Source organism: Arthrobacter glycogeni (genome assembly GCF_054510815.1).
In genome coordinates this window covers 453,422-468,611 of the sequence record NZ_JBTNDV010000001.1, presented here as the reverse complement: position 1 = coordinate 468,611, position 15,190 = coordinate 453,422, and the positions used below count along the sequence as shown (strand labels likewise).

The window sequence follows — 15,190 nt, the reverse complement described above, 5'->3', positions numbered from 1 at the left end:
TCGTGATAACTCCCCGCATGTCAGCCTTGAGGAATGTCCGCGGCGTCCATGATGCGGTACGCGTAGCCCTGCTCCGCGAGGAACCGTTGGCGTTTGGCTGCGAAGTCCTGATCGATCGTGTCCCGCGCCACCACCGTGTAGAAGCGCGCCGCCCGGCCGTCGGCCTTGGGACGCAGCAGACGCCCCAGCCGCTGGGCCTCCTCCTGGCGCGACCCGAAGGAGCCGGACACCTGGATGGCCACCGACGCCTCCGGTAGGTCGATGGAGAAGTTGGCCACCTTCGAAACGACGAGGGTGTGAAGTTCCCCATTGCGAAACTCGCCGAAGAGACGCTGGCGTTCCTTCACGGGGGTGTCGCCCTTGATGACCGGTGCGTTCAGGCGTTCGCCGAGCTCGTCCAGCTGGTCAATGTACTGGCCGATCACCAGGAGTTGTTCGCCCTGGTGCGAGGCGACCAGTTTCTCGACCACGCCGGATTTTGTCTCAGAGGTGGCGCAGAGCCGGTACTTGTCGCCGTCGTCGGCCATAGCGTAGGCAACCCGCTCGTCGCGTGGCAGATCCACCCGCACCTCGACGCAGTCGGCCGGCGCAATGTAGCCCTGCGCCTCAATGTCCTTCCAGGGCGCGTCGTAGCGCTTGGGGCCGATCAGCGAGAACACTTCGCCCTCCCTGCCGTCCTCCCGGACCAGGGTGGCGGTCAGGCCCAGCCGCCGTCGTGCCTGTAGGTCGGCGGTCATTCGGAAGATGGGGGCGGGCAGTAGATGGACCTCGTCGTAGACGATCAGACCCCAGTCGTTGGCGTCCAGAAGTTCAAGGTGTGGGTAAAGCCCGCCGCGCCGCAGGGTCAGCACCTGATAGGTGGCGATGGTGACCGGCCGGATTTCTTTGACCGCACCTGAGTACTCACCGATCTCGTCTTCGGTGAGGGTGGTCCGCTTCAGCAGTTCGTCCTTCCACTGACGGGCGGAGACGGTGTTGGTCACCAGGATCAGTGTGGTGGTCTGGGAGGTGGCCATCGCCGCGGCACCCACCAGGGTTTTGCCCGCACCGCAGGGGAGGACGACCACGCCGGAGCCGCCCGCCCAAAAGTTTTCCATCGCCAGCTTCTGGTAGGGGCGCAGGGTCCAACCGTCCTCGAGCAGAGCGATCGGGTGCGGTTTGCCGTCCACGTAGCCGGCGAAGTCTTCGGCCGGCCAGCCCAGCTTCAGGAGCAGCTGCTTGAGCTGCCCGCGCTGGGACGAATGTACGACGACGGTTTCCCCGTCGATCCGGGGGCCCAGCAGCGGCTGGATCTTCTTGGCGTGCAGGACCTCCTCAAGCACCGGGTAGTCGTTGGTGCGCAGGACCAGCCCGTGCTGGTCGTCCTTCTCCAGGCGCAGCCGCCCGTACCGGGACATGGTCTCCTCAATGTCGACCAGCAGGGCGTGGGGGACCGGGAAGCGTGAGTACTTGAGCAGGGTATCGAGGACGTGTTCGGCGTCGAGGCCAGCCGCGCGGGCGTTCCACAGCCCCAGCGGGGTCAGCCGGTAGCTGTGGACGTGTTCGGGGGCGCGTTCCAACTCGGCGAAGGCCGCGATGGCGTGCCGAGCCTCGGTGGACTGTTCATGATCCACCTCAAGGAGGATGGTTTTGTCGCTCTGGACGATCAGTGGGCCGTCAGGCATCAGTTGTTGCCCCTTCATCGAGTGAAACGAGTTCTACGTCCATGATCCGGTGGATGGACACGACCTTCTCTACCTCGTTGGCGGGGTCAATGACTCTCACCCGGCCACCGGATACCGATAGTGGAACAAGGATCTGGCGGGTGGAATTCCCTTGGCTGTCAGCGAACCCGAGCCGGACCGGGCTGCGCAGCCGGATCGCCTTCCGCAGGGTTTCCAGGCCCAACAAGGTGTCACTCTCCGTGGTGGACATGCCGCCCGCTGCCGCGACGCCGGCGCCGCGCAGCACCGCCACCTGGTTGGCGATGTCTTCGGCCGACAGCGTCCACGGGTTGAGTACCACCCGCGACGACGACGTCGTCACGCTGCCTGTGCCGCCTGCGGAGGCGGAGCGCCCAGGACTGGACGGCGCTGAGGAGCCTTCGAGAGCTGGGGCGTAGCCCAGCTCTCGGAGCACCGCAGCGAGTTCCGGCCCGGACGCCTGGGAGATCACCACCGTCGGTGCCAGCTGGACCAGCCCGAGTGCGGCGGCCCGGGGGTCCGTCAGGAGAGCTGAGAGCGCGGCGTCGTCGTCACTGCGGACGTAGCTGTTGGCCCGGCCAACGCGCAACCGTCCGTACCGTGACGCTGTGTCATCGACGAGATACTTCAGGGGCTGCGGGACATCGGTGGCCGAGTGGCGCGCCAGAAACGCCAGGATTGCCGTAGCGTCCTGGCCGGCGTCGAACGCGCGGCGCAGTGACTCGGCCGAGAACCGGAAGATGCCGGCCGGGCCCTGCCCTTCGGGGGTGGAGAGGAGCGCCAGCTCGGTGGCCACCTCAGGTTCAAGATAGCCGGGTGCGACGGCGGTCAGATCGGCTTGCAGCATGAAGTGGCGCAGCGGAGCGGGCAGGGCGTCGCTGAGGGCAGCGGCGGCGGCGTCGTGCTGGCCGGCCTCGGTCAGGGCGCCGAGCTCGGTCAGGGCACCCGAGCCCACCAGGCCGAGCTGCGAGGCCTCGGTGAGCATGCCCGGGACCAGTCGGGCAAAGCGCCGCTGTAGCCGGGGCTGGCTCCAGGTGAGCCATTCGATGACATCGGGGACCTGCAGCACCGGGGAAAGGGCGCCGTCGTCGGGCCGCCCGGCGGGGTCGGGGCTGAGCGCCGCCAATGCTGCCAGCATCCGGGACCTGATGTGCGGTGCGTCGGGGCGGACCGCCTCGGCGGCCAGCGTGTTGACGGCGGTGCCAGCAGTCAACTGGGTTCCCACCAGGGACGGGGCGCGTTGCGCGTCGAGCCACGAGGTTACCAGCCGGTGCCACTGCTCGACCCGGCTTTGGGCCAGCCAGAGTGTTCCCGGCTCGACCCGCCAGCGGGAAGTGTCGACGTCGAGCACCAGCAGCCCGGCAAGAGCACCGAGCTCCACCAGCCAGGCCGTCTGGTCAGGCTCGACCCGCAGCGACTCGGCGAGCCGCCGGATCTCCCTGACCCCCACCCCGCCGGAACGCAAGGTGGTGATGGGAGAGGCGTCAACGGCCGCCACGAGGTCGGTGACCAGTCGCAGGGTTTCCGCCACAGCGCTGTGGGCAGCGTTGTCCCGCATACTGTTCCGGATGGTGCGAAGCGGTGGTGCGGGGGGATCGCACCGCAGCTGTGCAACGATAAAATGGCCGCGGGCAGCCCGCCCCACGGCGCGCGGCAATTCAACGTGGCCCGCATCGAGACGGGCAAGAAGGCCATGTCGGAGCAGCCATTGAATAGGAGAGGTGTCGTCCGCGGCGCTCGCCGGGGACGCACCAACAGCCGAGACGCTGAACTTGCTCAGAAGATCGCCGGTCCTCGCCGGTGCCAACGCCAGTAGTGCTGTCCAGCCGGCGGGGGACGACACCGCCCGGTGCAGGGTCTGCGCAGCAGCGTTGGCGGCACTGATCGGCTGGAGTTCAGGATCCCCCATCTCAGGACCCCCCAATTCGAGACCAAGGTCGCGCAGCCGGTCGACGGCAGCGGGCAGCTGTCTGGCGTAGCCGGGCAGCAGCCGCACCAGCAGTGTGAGCTCCCTGCCCAGACCTGCCGGGTAGGGTCCCAGGGCTTCAGCGAGGGATGCTACCGGCAGATAGAAGCGCCGGTTCCGGTCGGACGCCGGAGTATCAGCGGGCGCGGGCGCGCGCCGGAGCAGCGCCAGCGCGTGCAGGTGGGCGAGCAGCGTGTCGAGGACCTTGACCGTCGCGCCCTTAATCTCCGAACGGAGCCAGACGGCAGTGGTGCTCTGCCCGGTGTCGGCATGGGTTGAGAGCTGGACGGCGGTCAGCACGTCAAGCTCGGGTTCGCTGAGATTTTCCAGGGCTCGTTGCACACTGACCCGGGTTGAGGCGCGGGCGGAGAGCGCAGCGAAATCGGGGACTGGCGGGAGGATGAGATCCGGGCGCGCCGTGAGAAGGTCACGGAGCCGGGCGTCGCTGCGTGCAGCCAGATCGGTGGCTAGATCGCGGATAGCGGACATTATGACAACGTTACCCCGTCTGCAGGCGAGGGCCCCGGGCAGTTCTCCCGGAAGTACCTGGGATAGGGGCGGCTAGGCCCGTTTGCGGGCCCAGATTCCGGAGATCACCAGCAGCATCATGAGGATGAAAGCAACAGGGAGGCATACGTAGGCGCCAGCGACGAAGCCAGGCCACACAGTGCCCTCCAGGAAAGCGGTGACCAGCACAGCGGCCAGGCACAGCAGCCCGACGGCGGCCAGCACCACTGCGGTCACCATCAGGGCGAGCCGCGGGAGATTCCGCCCCGGGGCGCGGGAACCGTGGTCTGGGAGAGGGTGTGGGGAGGTATTTGCCATAACGCTAACAGCGTACACAGCGCGGCCCCTTCACCGAGCACACTGCCGCAGGGGATATTCTTAGGAGCTAGAGACTTCTCCGACGAGACGCCGGCCGCCGCACGAGCCATGGCACCGGATCCATCCAAGGATCGGCGCAGGTATCAGGTGTCCGTTGCAGCACCGACAGAACGAGGTAATGACGTGCCTATTGGCAAGGTCAAGTGGTTTGACGCTGAAAAGGGCTTTGGTTTCCTGGCTACCGACGACGGCCAGGAGGTCTTCCTGCATGCCTCGGCGCTACCCGCCGGCGTAACCGAGGTGAAGGTCGGCACCAAGCTGGAGTTTGGCGTCGCCGACGGGCGCAAGGGGCAGCAGGCGCTCTCCGCCCGCATCCTTGAGGCCCCGGCGTCGGTAGCGAAGGCATCCCGCAAGAGCGCCGATGACATGGCGGTTATCACCGAAGATCTGATCAAGTTGCTCGATGACGTCTCCAACGGCTTGCGACGCGGCAGGTACCCTGACAAGTCGCACGCCGGCAAGGTGGCAGCTGTCCTCCGCGCGGTTGCCGACGACCTGGACGCGTAGGCGCCACCGTGGACTCAGACCTGGAAATCATTGCGCATACGCCGGACGACCGATTGACCGGTGACCCCTCAGCTGATGCCCCCTCGGCTAACGTCGAGGCCAGCGGGAAAGCCGCAGCCGTTCCGGCTAAGCGCCGCGCGCCCCGGAAGCCCTCCAAGCCCGACGCCGTCCTGGCCGACGCAGTGGAGTTCGCGCGGAACGGTCTCAGTCAGGTGGCAGAGCCCGGGCAGCTCGGCGCCCATGTGGGTGCCTACCCTGACGCCGAACGGGTGGTCACCCACCGGTTCGAAGCCCATCTACCCGGCTATGGCGGCTGGCACTGGTTCGCTACCCTGGCCCGGGTACCACGCGGTAAGGAACCTACTATCTCCGAGGTGGGCCTGCTTCCGTCGGAAACCTCTCTGCTCTCACCACCCTGGGTTCCCTGGGCGGAACGGGTGCGGCCGGAGGATTCCGCCCAGGACGAATCGGTTTCCACCGGCGCCGCCGGAGGCGAATAGCCAGTTGGCCCACGGTAGGCGTGGAGCGCTACGGGCGGCACGCAGCTAATGGCAATGTTCCGCTCGCTACACATCCATAATTACCGGGTCTGGTTCTTCGGAGCCTTGGTCTCCAATATTGGCACCTGGATGCAACGGACCGCCCAGGACTGGCTGGTGTATGACATCCTCACCGACCAGGATGCAGCGGCCATGGGCATTGTGATGGCGCTGCAGCTTGGGCCGCAGCTCCTCGTCGCCCCCTGGGCCGGCCTGATTGCCGATTCGGTGGATCGGCGCAAACTGCTCATCATCACCCAATTGTCCATGGCCGCGCTCGGCGTTGGGCTGGGCCTTCTGGTGGTGCTCGGGGTTGCCGAGCTGTGGCACGTCTACGCGTTCGCCCTCGCCCTCGGGTTCGTGTCGGCCGTTGACGCGCCAGCCCGCCAGACCTTCGTCTCGGAACTGGTCCGCGACGACTACCTGCCCAACGCCGTCGCACTGAATAGTGCCTCCTTCAACGGGGCGCGGATGGTTGGCCCCGCGGTCGCGGGGCTGCTGACCGTAGCGGTTGGCCCCGGCTGGGTGTTCTTGATCAACGCCCTGACCTTCGGCGCCATGATCTTCGTGCTGATGACTATCAGACGCTCCGAGCTGCGGGTCCTGGAAAAGTCTCCGCCGGGAAAGGGCCGGATCCGTGAAGGCTTCCGATACGTGCGCAACCGGCCGGACCTGATGATGGTGATGCTCGCCATCTTCATCGTGGGAACGTTCGGACTCAACTTCGCCGTCTTTATCGCGGCGATGGCCCGCACCGAATTCGACAGTGGTGCCGGCGTGTTCGGGGTCCTGTCCTCGGTGATGGCAGTCGGGTCAGTGGCCGGGGCGCTGCTCTCCGCACGGCGCAGCAAGCCGAGGCTGCGGTTCATCTACGGCGCGGCAGCAGCGTTCGGCGTCGCCTGCGCCGCGGCGGCCCTGGCACCTACCGTCTGGCTGTTCGGTCTCGCCCTGGTTCCTGTCGGCCTATTCGCGCTCACCCTCCTGACCAGCGCCAACGCCTACGTCCAGACCACCACGGAACAGGTGATGCGCGGCCGGGTGATGGCCCTGTACTTCGCCATCTTCCTTGGCGGCACCCCACTCGGCGCGCCGATCGTCGGCCTGGTCTCCAACACCTTCGGCCCGCGGTGGAGCCTCGCCGTCGCAGCAGCGGCGGGACTTATCGCTGCGCTGGCCGGGATGATCTGGGCCTGGCGGGCCCACCACCTGCGACTTCGCTTCGACGGGTCACCCCGCCGCCGGCTGCGGATCGTGACCGATTTTGGGGACCCGGTCACCGATCCATGACGCTCTTCGACGATGGTCAGCCGCCGACGACGTGATCAATACACGTCAGCAGCGCTGATACGTCGTCCGGTTCGATCGAGACGAACGTGGCGATGCGCAACTGGTTGCGGCCCAGCTTCCGGTACGGTTCGACGTCGACAATGCCGTTGTTTCGCAGCACCTTCGCCAGCAGTGCTGCATCGACCGATTCGTCGAAATCAATTGTCGTAATGACATTGGAGCGGTCCTCGACGCGGGTCACGAAGGGGGTTGCGACGTCGGACGCTTCGGCCCACTGGTAGACCCTGCCCGCTGACTCGGCGGTCCGGGCGGCGGCGAACCCGAGCCCGCCGCTGGCGTTCAGCCATTCGACCTGGGCGTTGAGGGTCACCAGGGTGGCCAGCGACGGGGTGTTGTAGGTCTGGTTCAGGAGCGAATTGCCGATGGCTGTCTTGAGGTTCAGGAAGTCGGGGATCCACCGGTCGCTCGCGGCGATCCGGTCCGCGCGTTCCAGCGCCGCGGGGGAGAACATCCCCAGCCACAGTCCGCCGTCGGATCCGAAGTTCTTCTGCGGTGCGAAGTAGTAGACATCGGAGGCGTTCACATCAACGTCCAGCCCGCCCGCGGCTGAGGTTGCGTCGATGAGGACCAGCGCGTCCGGCGCGGCTCCGTCCACCCGGTGGACTGGGGCTGCGACACCAGTGGACGTCTCGTTTTGTGGCCAGGCGTAGACGTCAACGCCGGCTTCCGCCTGCGGGGTCGGCCGGGTTCCCGCCGCCGAGGTGATCACCGACGACGCTTCAAGGAACGGCGTCCGATCAGTAGCTGAGGCGAATTTCGACCCGAATTCGCCGAAGGACAGGTGCTGGGCTTTTTTGTCGATCAAGCCAAAGGAGGCTGCATCCCAGAACGCAGTCGCCCCGCCGACGCCCAGGATCACTTCGTAGCCATCCGGTGCGCTGAACAGCTGGGTCAGGCCAGCCCGGATCGACCCAACCAGATGACGCACCGGCGCCTGGCGGTGTGACGTGCCCAGCAGGGTGTGCCCGGCCTGGGCGAGTGCTTCCAATTGCTCGGTGCGAACCTTCGAGGGCCCAGCGCCGAAGCGCCCGTCAGCGGGGAGGAGCCCAGCGGGGATCGTATGGTCCGGGGAAATGCTCATGGTTCCTCCAAGGGATAAGCGCGCAACTTAGAACGGGTTTCATTCTGCCGCACTGCCTGGCTCCCGCGGCATTTATGACCAGGCAACGGGGGTGTGCGTGGTGGCGGCTGGTTGCCGCGGTCAGCAGGAAATAGGTTAACCTTGGGAGGCGGAGAACTCACGTTCGACGCTGGCGTTACGTGCCGCGCTCGCACCGCGAACCCTGCCCGCTGTTCCAACCCGCACCAGTGCCAAGGAGCTGAACCGCATGACGGACCTCATCGATACCACTGAGATGTACCTGCGGACCATCCTGGAACTGGAGGAGGAGAACATTGTCGCCCTCCGCGCCCGGATCGCCGAACGGCTCCGCCACTCAGGTCCAACCGTTTCACAGACCATCGGGCGGATGGAGCGTGACGGGCTGGTGGTGGTCTCGGGCGACCGCCACCTTGAATTCACTGATCTGGGCCGACGCCGCGCCATCGGTGTCATGCGTAAACACCGCCTCGCTGAACGACTGCTTTCCGATGTGATCGGCCTCGATTGGGCGTACGTTCACGAAGAGGCATGCCGCTGGGAGCACGTGATGAGCGAACGGGTCGAACAGCGCCTGTACGAGCTGCTGGGAAAGCCCACCGAGTCGCCCTACGGCAACCCCATCCCCGGGCTGGAGGCACTCGGTGGACCGCCGACCGAGAACTTCACCGCCGGTGTACGCAGTCTTCTGGCGGTGATGGGAACGAATCCGCTGGGATCGGTGGTCACCCTCGTCCGCCTGGCCGAGCCCATCCAGGTGGATCCCGAGCTGCTGTCGCAGCTTGATGAGGGCGGATTGCGGCCGGGAACGGTTATCAGCGTGCAAACCGTCGGCGATTATGTGTCGGTCCGGGTTGAGGGGATCGAGGGAGCTCTCGAACTACCGCCCGAGGTCGCCGCGCACGTCTTCGTCTCGGTCAGCGAAACGGCACTTTAGGGCGGTAAAGCGCGGTGTAGCCGCAAGTTATCCACAGGAAAAGATAACGAACGTATCTCTTTTGCTTCTGGTCGCGCATAGTGGAAAACTGGCGTTGATACATCAGCGTTACCTGATCCGCACGCCTAACCCTGTCAGCGGATCGGGATGCTCATCACCCGTGACAGGGGCGGAGGACCCATCAACGGCGGCTAATCTGCCGCCTTAGGGTGAAGCTCAGATCCGCTGCCGCTCCGACGGAACAGATCAGGGCCGAGTTCTTTCCCGACTCGAATCCGACAGCTAACTTCGCAGGCATAGACGAAAGGGACCCTTTGTCGAAGCACAACGCTTCGGGACGCCGCCGTGCCGCCGCCGCGGTACCCGCCGCGCGTCCCCGAGACGCCCAGCGACTTGAACGACGACGTCGTGCCGTCCGCGTCCGGAACGACCTCTCACTGACCGGGATGAGCCAGAAGGTCGCGATCGCCGCTGCCGCCTCGGGTCTGGTGCTCACCATCGCACTACCCACTACCGCGGCATCCAGTCCCGCCGAGGGTGTGGCTGCCGCCACCCGCGAGACCGTCTCCACCGTCGAAGCAGCAGTCGCCCCCCGCGATATCACGGTTCCTGACGCCGCGCTGGTCGATTTCGGCCGCACCGCACTGCAGAGTACGTTCGACGCCGACGCCAAGCTCAGCGAGATCATGACCGCGGCAGGATCCGCCGCGGTGCCCGCCTCGGCCGGGGGTTCCCTGTCAGCGCCGATGAGGGATCTAGTCGTCACCTCACCCTTCGGCTACCGGGTTAGCCCGATCACCGGCATGAGCGGTGAGCTCCATTCCGGCCAGGACTTCAGCAGCTCTTGCGGCACCGAAGTTTTCGCCGCAGCGGCCGGCACCGTCTCCTTCACCGGGTGGCACCCCTACGGCGGAGGGAACCGCGTGGTGATTGATCACGGCAACGGGCTCGAATCCACCTACAACCACCTCTCCCTCAGCAGCGTCAAAGAGGGGCAGAAAGTTGGCCGTGGCGAGGTAGTTGCACAGAGCGGCAGTACCGGCGCCTCAACCGGTTGCCACCTGCACTTCGAAGTAGTGGTTGACGGACAGACGGTCGACCCGATGGGCTGGCTGTAACCAAGGACACACCGTTCCGTGACCGGAATGTGACATTGCTCTCGATCTGCTGTACCGTCAACCCCGTGCCAAAATCTCACAGGTTCGGCACTCCCGAGCAGATCGCCTAGCTCTGCCACTGCCCGGGGTCCGTTCGCACAATTCGCATGGCAGAGGCGGGGGAACCAATTAGTGGATTTCGCGAGAAATCCTTGGGGTTAAGTTGCGTACTTCCAGCAGGAAATCATGTGACCGGGTGACTCCCATCCGAATCCGACAGCTCACCCCGCAGGCAATTGGGAGAGGCAATCAAACGTGTCAACCAGCTCTTCTCCGGGCCGCCACCGGGCCGCCCGCCCGCATAACGGCCCCTTGACAGTCATTTCGACCGCCGTCTCGTCAAATGCTGGATCAGTAGGTCGCCAGGCCGCCGTCATTGTCGCAGCGTCAGGACTCGTCCTGACCGCCGGACTGCCAGCACACGGTATTGGCGAGTCGGAGCGTGTTGTCCTCTCCACCCCCCTCAACTCCGTATCGGTCACCGCCGACGCTGTTAGCGCCGCTGCCGCCGCCGACATCACCTTCGAGCGCACCGCCGTTACCGCAACGCCCGCCGTGGTGGAAGCTGCACCAGTAGTCGAATCCGCACCAGTAGCGGAAGCTGCACCAGTCGTCCGGGCCCGTGCCCAGGCCGTCGTCGACCCAATAGCCGAGGCTGCTGCTCCAGTTGCCGTTGTGGCGCTCGCTGTGCAGGAAGCACCCCCCGCTGCCGAAGCGCCAGCAGCGGCGCCCACGGCCCCCGCGCCCGCACCAGTCGCAGCACCGGTCACAGCTCCTCCAGCCCCCGCTCCAAAGCCGGAGGTCGTTGAAGCTTCCGCAAATGGAGCCGGCGCGGCTCTTGTGGCCAGTGCCTACTCGCAGATCGGCGCAGTGCAAGATTGCACAGTTCTGGTTGAAGTGGCTTTGCGGTCGATTGGTAAAACCGTTGGGGACCTCGGGCCCGAGCAGTTCTACGCATACGGCGACGTGGTCGGTTCACCTCAGCCGGGGGACCTGGTCATCCGCCCGGGACACGTTGCCATCTATGTCGGTAATGGGCAGGTCATCAGTAGCGGAATGAACGGCGTCAATGCGACCATCCTGCATCCGCTCTCCGACCTCGCCGGCTCCAGTTTTGTCCGCGTCCGCTAGAGCTCGAGAATCAAACCAGAGAGTTTCACAATGACTACACATGCAGCTACTGCACGGCACCGTGCCGACAAGCGCCACGACACCAGCTTCTCGACCTTGGCCAAGGCAGTAACCGAAAACGCCGGTGGCGTCGGCCGTCAGGCAGCTGTGATCGTCGCAGCATCCGGCCTCGTTCTGGCGGGTGGTGTGTCGGCCAACGCCGCCGACCTCCCGCTCGAGTCAGTTGAACGGGTGGCCCTCACCTCGGCTCTGGAGATTCAGGCGGCTCCAGCCGTGGTCGAGGCTCCGGCCGACGCAGAGATTGCCTTCAACCGCACTCCGGTCAAGGCGGTAGCAGCACCAGTCGTCGTCGAGGCACCAGCGGTCACCGCACAGGTCGAGACCGTCGTCGAGATCGACGAAGCCCCCGTCGTGGTTCCGGGCGCCGAGGTCGCAGACGCCGAGGTCGCAGACGTTGAGCCGGTAACTGTTGCACCCGCGGTAGAGGTCGAGCAGGCCGCGCCGGACCAGACGGCGCCAGCCCAGGCCGCGCCGGCCCAGACGGCGCCAGTAGCCAAGAAAGCCCCGGCCGTTTCCTCAGGGGTGGCAGCCACCATCGCCGCCGCAGCGCAGGGACAGCTCGGGGTCACCCAGGACTGCACCCGCCTCGTCAGCAATGCGCTCGCTGCCGCTGGCATCAACTTTCATGGCTGGCCAGCCGGTTACCTGTCGCTCGGACGCACCGTCAGCGCTGGCGAGGCCATCCCAGGCGACCTAATCTACTATGCAGATGGTGGCGCCGGAGTGGCCCATATCGCCGTCTACATCGGTGGTGGACAGGCCGTACACGGCGGATTCAACGGCAACCAGACAGTCGTCGCACCAGCCGACCTCGGCTCAGGCCCCGTCTTCATCCGCGTCGGCGGCTAAGGCACACAACCCTGTACGCAGGAAGACCCGGGGATTTCGATTCCCGGGTCTTCCTGCGTACCATCCCCGTGCTGTCCCAAGGTCGTCTTCCGACGACACGCGCTAAGCCGGGCCGCCGGATTAGCAAACCGGGCATCCGTCGAACTACCCTTACTCTCAATAAGTCAGTTGTCGTCCTGCTCTCCCGGACCACAGGGACGCAGGCCCGAAGTCGGCAAAGAGGAATGTGCATGCGCACTCTCGTTCTGAACGCTGGGTATGAGCCATTGGCGGTAGTGACCTTCCGCCGGGCGCTGGTCCTTGTGCTGGCCGGAAAGGCGAGCGTGGTCGCGGAAGGGGAGGACCCGGTGGTGGGACCCACCGACGTCCTGGGCCGCCCCTCGGTTATCCTGCTGAACCGCTACGTAAAGATCCCGTACCGCCACAGCGTGGTGGTGACCCGCCGGGGAGTGTTGCGGCGCGACAACCACCTGTGCGCCTACTGCGGGAAGAGCGCTTCAACTATTGATCATGTGTTCCCACGCTCCCGCGGCGGAGCATCCAGTTGGGAGAACCTCGTGGCATGCTGCCTCCGGTGTAACAATGACAAGAGTGACAAGACCCTCACCTCGCTCGGCTGGCACCTGCGTATAACCCCGCAACCACCGCGCGGCGCTTCGTGGCAGTTCCGCGAAATTGAGAAGCCAGCACCGCAGTGGAGCGCATTCCTCCGGGCGGAGTCCGCCGCTTGAATTCAACACCCCTCGACTTCAACGCCGTAGTGCTGTCCGGGGGCAGGTCGTCGCGCCTCGGCGGTGTCTCGAAGGCACATCTGCACCGTGGAGGACGCACTCTCCTCAGTCTCACATGTGATGCAGTCGCCGCTGCACACCGCACGATCGTGGTGGGTCCCGACCGTGACGACGGACTGCCGGGGGACCCCGTGGCGGGCTCGATGGCGCAGGACTGCGAGTTCATCCGCGAATCCCCTCCCTTCGGTGGGCCAGCAGCAGCCCTGGCCGCCGCCGTCGACCACTTACTTGAGGACACCACGCCGTGGGTGCTGGTTCTCGCCTGCGACATGCCGCGCATCGCGCAGGCCATCCCGGTGCTGTTGGCAGCGGCAGCAGAGTGTCCTGAGTCCTCAGTAGTCGCTCACGACGGCGGCCGGGACCAGCCGCTGGCTGCGCTGTACCGACTGGGGAGCCTCCGCACCGCCGTGATGGCAGCCCAAACCAGCGGTGGAGCCCAGAATCTGTCGATGAAGGCACTCCTTGCTAGGGTGCAATGGAGAACAATTGACGTTCCGCCGGGAAGCACAGCGGATGTCGACACCTGGGCTGACGCCCAATCACTCGGTGTCTCAGGCACGGCACCGACCGAAACCTCAGGAGCAGCGATGAAAAAGCAGGATCAGATCCTTCAGGAATGGAGCGCCCAGCTCATCGAGGCTTTGGAGCTTGAGGGCACCACGATCGACATCGATGCCATCCTGTCCCTCGCCGGGGACGCAGCGCACTCAATTGTTCGGCCCGCCGCGCCGCTGACCACCTTCATTGCGGGCTACGCCGCGGGACTTGCGGTGGGCAGCCAGCAGGCGAGCGAGCGTGTGGCCATGGAATCGGCCATTGAGGCTGCCCGTAGGCAGTGCCCCACCGGCGATGCGGCTGCGTCAACGTCGTCGGACGCCTCGTGAACGAAGCCCCGATGAACGAGTCCGAGACCGGGGAAACGCCCCTGAACGACGCGGGGCAAAGCGAAAGCCCACACAACGAGAGCCGCCCTGAGGCGAGCCCCACCGGGCGGAACCTTGGCTGGGGAGCGGCGCGCCGGGCAGCTTATGATGCGGGATCTCCTCTGGCGAACCAGACCGTCCCCCTCTCCGACGCCCTGGGGCAGACGCTGGCAGAGCCGGTCCGGGCGCTGCAGGCCATCCCGCACTACGCGTCGTCGGCAATGGACGGGTGGGCGGTCAGCGGCAACCCGCCCTGGCAACTGGTCAGCCCCGCCCCGAAGGAAGGGCATCCCTGGCCGCGCGCCACACCACATCGCGACTCAGGCGCCCGGCCGCTGGCCACCGGGGAGGCAACGTTCATCCTCACCGGGGGAGTAGTACCTGACGGAGCCACAGGGATCCTGCGGATGGAACACGGCGCGGCGCGGGGTGCTGTCCTGGACCGCAACGACAGCGCTCGCCCCGACGAGCCGCGGCCGCAGGAACACATTCGCCCGGCCGGTGAAGAGGCATCCGAAGGAAGCGAAACCATCCCGGCGAACGTGACCTTAAACCCAGCGCAGATCGCGCTTGCCGCGGTCTCCGGTTACGACACGCTTCCAGTGCTGCGCGCCCCCCGCGTATCACTGCTGCTCACGGGGGACGAGGTGATCGAGGCGGGTCTGCCCGAGCCTGGGCAGGTCCGTGACACGTTCGGGCCGCAACTCCCCGGCCTGGTTCAGATGATGGGTGGGCATGTCGACACGTCCGGCCGTGCCAAGGACGACCTCGACGACGTCGTCGCCGCCATCAGTGCTGAGGCCATGGACGAGCTATCCCTGGCCCGGGCTTCCGGGGATGTCCTGATCACCACGGGCGGAACAGGCGGTTCGTCGGCTGATCACATCCGGCGTGCGTTGGAAACACTTGAGGCTGAGTTCATCATTGACGGCGTGGCCATGCGTCCCGGACACCCCACGCTCCTTGCCAGGCTCCCGGATGGGCGGTTCCTGGTTGGACTGCCGGGCAACCCGCTGGCAGCGATGATGGCCATGTTCACCGTCGTCGGGCCCTTGCTGGCGGGATTGCGCGGCGCTCCGTTCCCCGAGACCGAGGAAACGACGGTGGGGGAAGATTTCGATGAGCTCCCTGGGCGGAGCCGGTTGGTGCCGTACCGACTGGAATCCGGCAGGGCTGTTGCCGCAACACATCAGCGTTCGGGTATGCTCCGCGGCCTTGCCGCCGCGAGCGGAGTGATGGTGGTGCCAGCCCAGGGATGTGTAGCCGGAGACCGCCTACAAGCCCTGATGCTTCCCTGGATCAGGTAGCACTGGGTCG

Annotated in this window: 14 protein-coding genes and 2 riboswitches; of the genes, 10 read left to right on the top strand and 4 right to left on the bottom strand. The window is 66.0% G+C overall.

Going from position 1 to position 15,190, the window contains the following annotated elements; translation table 11 throughout:
* Window positions 1-20 precede the first annotated feature (20 nt).
* The 3 genes from ACX80G_RS02150 to ACX80G_RS02140 form a co-directional block, all read right to left on the bottom strand.
* Window positions 21-1,664, bottom strand: coding sequence for a DNA repair helicase XPB (locus ACX80G_RS02150; RefSeq protein ID WP_459305320.1), 1,644 nt, complete (start codon window positions 1,662-1,664; stop codon window positions 21-23).
* A complete protein-coding gene (locus ACX80G_RS02145; protein ID WP_459305319.1) occupies window positions 1,657-4,137 on the bottom strand; it encodes a helicase-associated domain-containing protein in 2,481 nt (826 codons plus the stop codon). The genes ACX80G_RS02150 and ACX80G_RS02145 overlap by 8 nt, the downstream gene beginning before the upstream one ends.
* Before the next feature lie 72 nt (window positions 4,138-4,209).
* Entirely contained in the window at window positions 4,210-4,473 is a 264-nt protein-coding gene (locus tag ACX80G_RS02140) for a hypothetical protein (RefSeq protein ID WP_459305318.1), read from the bottom strand.
* Between the two features lie 183 nt (window positions 4,474-4,656).
* Here ACX80G_RS02140 and ACX80G_RS02135 point away from each other — a divergent pair, with 183 nt between their 5' ends.
* From ACX80G_RS02135 to ACX80G_RS02125, 3 genes are read left to right on the top strand one after another with little or no spacing between them, the layout of a single operon-like run.
* A complete protein-coding gene (locus tag ACX80G_RS02135; RefSeq protein ID WP_459305317.1) occupies window positions 4,657-5,040 on the top strand; it encodes a cold-shock protein in 384 nt (127 codons plus the stop codon).
* Window positions 5,041-5,048: 8 nt separating this feature from the next.
* A complete protein-coding gene (locus ACX80G_RS02130) occupies window positions 5,049-5,540 on the top strand; it encodes a DUF3027 domain-containing protein (RefSeq protein ID WP_459305316.1) in 492 nt (163 codons plus the stop codon).
* A gap of 48 nt (window positions 5,541-5,588) precedes the next feature.
* Complete coding sequence (locus tag ACX80G_RS02125) at window positions 5,589-6,866, top strand: MFS transporter (RefSeq protein ID WP_459305315.1); 1,278 nt, start codon at window positions 5,589-5,591, stop codon at window positions 6,864-6,866.
* A gap of 16 nt (window positions 6,867-6,882) precedes the next feature.
* Here the strand turns inward: ACX80G_RS02125 and serC are convergent, their stop codons facing one another.
* Complete coding sequence (serC, locus tag ACX80G_RS02120; protein WP_459305314.1) at window positions 6,883-8,007, bottom strand: phosphoserine transaminase; 1,125 nt, start codon at window positions 8,005-8,007, stop codon at window positions 6,883-6,885.
* 247 nt (window positions 8,008-8,254) lie between these two features.
* Between serC and ACX80G_RS02115 the strand changes: the two genes are divergently transcribed.
* The 7 genes from ACX80G_RS02115 to ACX80G_RS02085 all read left to right on the top strand — a co-directional run bounded on the left by ACX80G_RS02115 (window position 8,255) and on the right by ACX80G_RS02085 (window position 15,180).
* On the top strand, window positions 8,255-8,962 hold the full coding sequence (locus tag ACX80G_RS02115; protein ID WP_459305313.1) for an iron-dependent transcriptional repressor DtxR: 708 nt from the start codon (window positions 8,255-8,257) through the stop codon (window positions 8,960-8,962).
* 138 nt (window positions 8,963-9,100) lie between these two features.
* A riboswitch (cyclic di-AMP (ydaO/yuaA leader) is annotated at window positions 9,101-9,274 on the top strand.
* 2 nt (window positions 9,275-9,276) lie between these two features.
* Window positions 9,277-10,080 carry a M23 family metallopeptidase gene (locus ACX80G_RS02110; RefSeq protein ID WP_459305312.1) on the top strand — a complete coding sequence of 268 codons (804 nt, stop codon included), beginning with the start codon at window positions 9,277-9,279 and terminating at the stop codon, window positions 10,078-10,080.
* Between the two features lie 124 nt (window positions 10,081-10,204).
* Window positions 10,205-10,369, top strand: a riboswitch (cyclic di-AMP (ydaO/yuaA leader).
* 5 nt (window positions 10,370-10,374) lie between these two features.
* Complete coding sequence (locus tag ACX80G_RS02105; RefSeq protein WP_459305311.1) at window positions 10,375-11,250, top strand: NlpC/P60 family protein; 876 nt, start codon at window positions 10,375-10,377, stop codon at window positions 11,248-11,250.
* Between the two features lie 30 nt (window positions 11,251-11,280).
* Window positions 11,281-12,159, top strand: a complete 879-nt coding sequence (locus tag ACX80G_RS02100) for an NlpC/P60 family protein (RefSeq protein ID WP_459305310.1) — start codon at window positions 11,281-11,283, stop codon at window positions 12,157-12,159.
* Window positions 12,160-12,389: 230 nt separating this feature from the next.
* Window positions 12,390-12,890, top strand: coding sequence for an HNH endonuclease (locus tag ACX80G_RS02095; protein WP_459305309.1), 501 nt, complete (start codon window positions 12,390-12,392; stop codon window positions 12,888-12,890).
* Entirely contained in the window at window positions 12,887-13,834 is a 948-nt protein-coding gene (gene mobA, locus ACX80G_RS02090; RefSeq protein ID WP_459305308.1) for an NTP transferase domain-containing protein, read from the top strand. The genes ACX80G_RS02095 and mobA overlap by 4 nt, the downstream gene beginning before the upstream one ends.
* A gap of 11 nt (window positions 13,835-13,845) precedes the next feature.
* Window positions 13,846-15,180, top strand: coding sequence for a molybdopterin molybdotransferase MoeA (locus ACX80G_RS02085; RefSeq protein ID WP_459305307.1), 1,335 nt, complete (start codon window positions 13,846-13,848; stop codon window positions 15,178-15,180).
* The last annotated feature ends 10 nt before the right edge of the window (window positions 15,181-15,190 follow it).

Excerpts from the sequence above, each read along its gene's own strand:
- ACX80G_RS02150 (WP_459305320.1), bottom strand. The coding sequence starts at position 1,664 with ATGCCTGACGGCCCACTGATCGTCCAGAGCGACAAAACCATCCTCCTT.
- ACX80G_RS02140 (WP_459305318.1), bottom strand. The coding sequence starts at position 4,473 with ATGGCAAATACCTCCCCACACCCTCTCCCAGACCACGGTTCCCGCGCC.
- ACX80G_RS02085 (WP_459305307.1), top strand. The coding sequence starts at position 13,846 with ATGAACGAGTCCGAGACCGGGGAAACGCCCCTGAACGACGCGGGGCAA.
- serC (WP_459305314.1), bottom strand. The coding sequence starts at position 8,007 with ATGAGCATTTCCCCGGACCATACGATCCCCGCTGGGCTCCTCCCCGCT.
- ACX80G_RS02095 (WP_459305309.1), top strand. The coding sequence starts at position 12,390 with ATGCGCACTCTCGTTCTGAACGCTGGGTATGAGCCATTGGCGGTAGTG.
- ACX80G_RS02145 (WP_459305319.1), bottom strand. The coding sequence starts at position 4,137 with ATGTCCGCTATCCGCGATCTAGCCACCGATCTGGCTGCACGCAGCGAC.
- ACX80G_RS02100 (WP_459305310.1), top strand. The coding sequence starts at position 11,281 with ATGACTACACATGCAGCTACTGCACGGCACCGTGCCGACAAGCGCCAC.
- ACX80G_RS02125 (WP_459305315.1), top strand. The coding sequence starts at position 5,589 with ATGGCAATGTTCCGCTCGCTACACATCCATAATTACCGGGTCTGGTTC.
- ACX80G_RS02115 (WP_459305313.1), top strand. The coding sequence starts at position 8,255 with ATGACGGACCTCATCGATACCACTGAGATGTACCTGCGGACCATCCTG.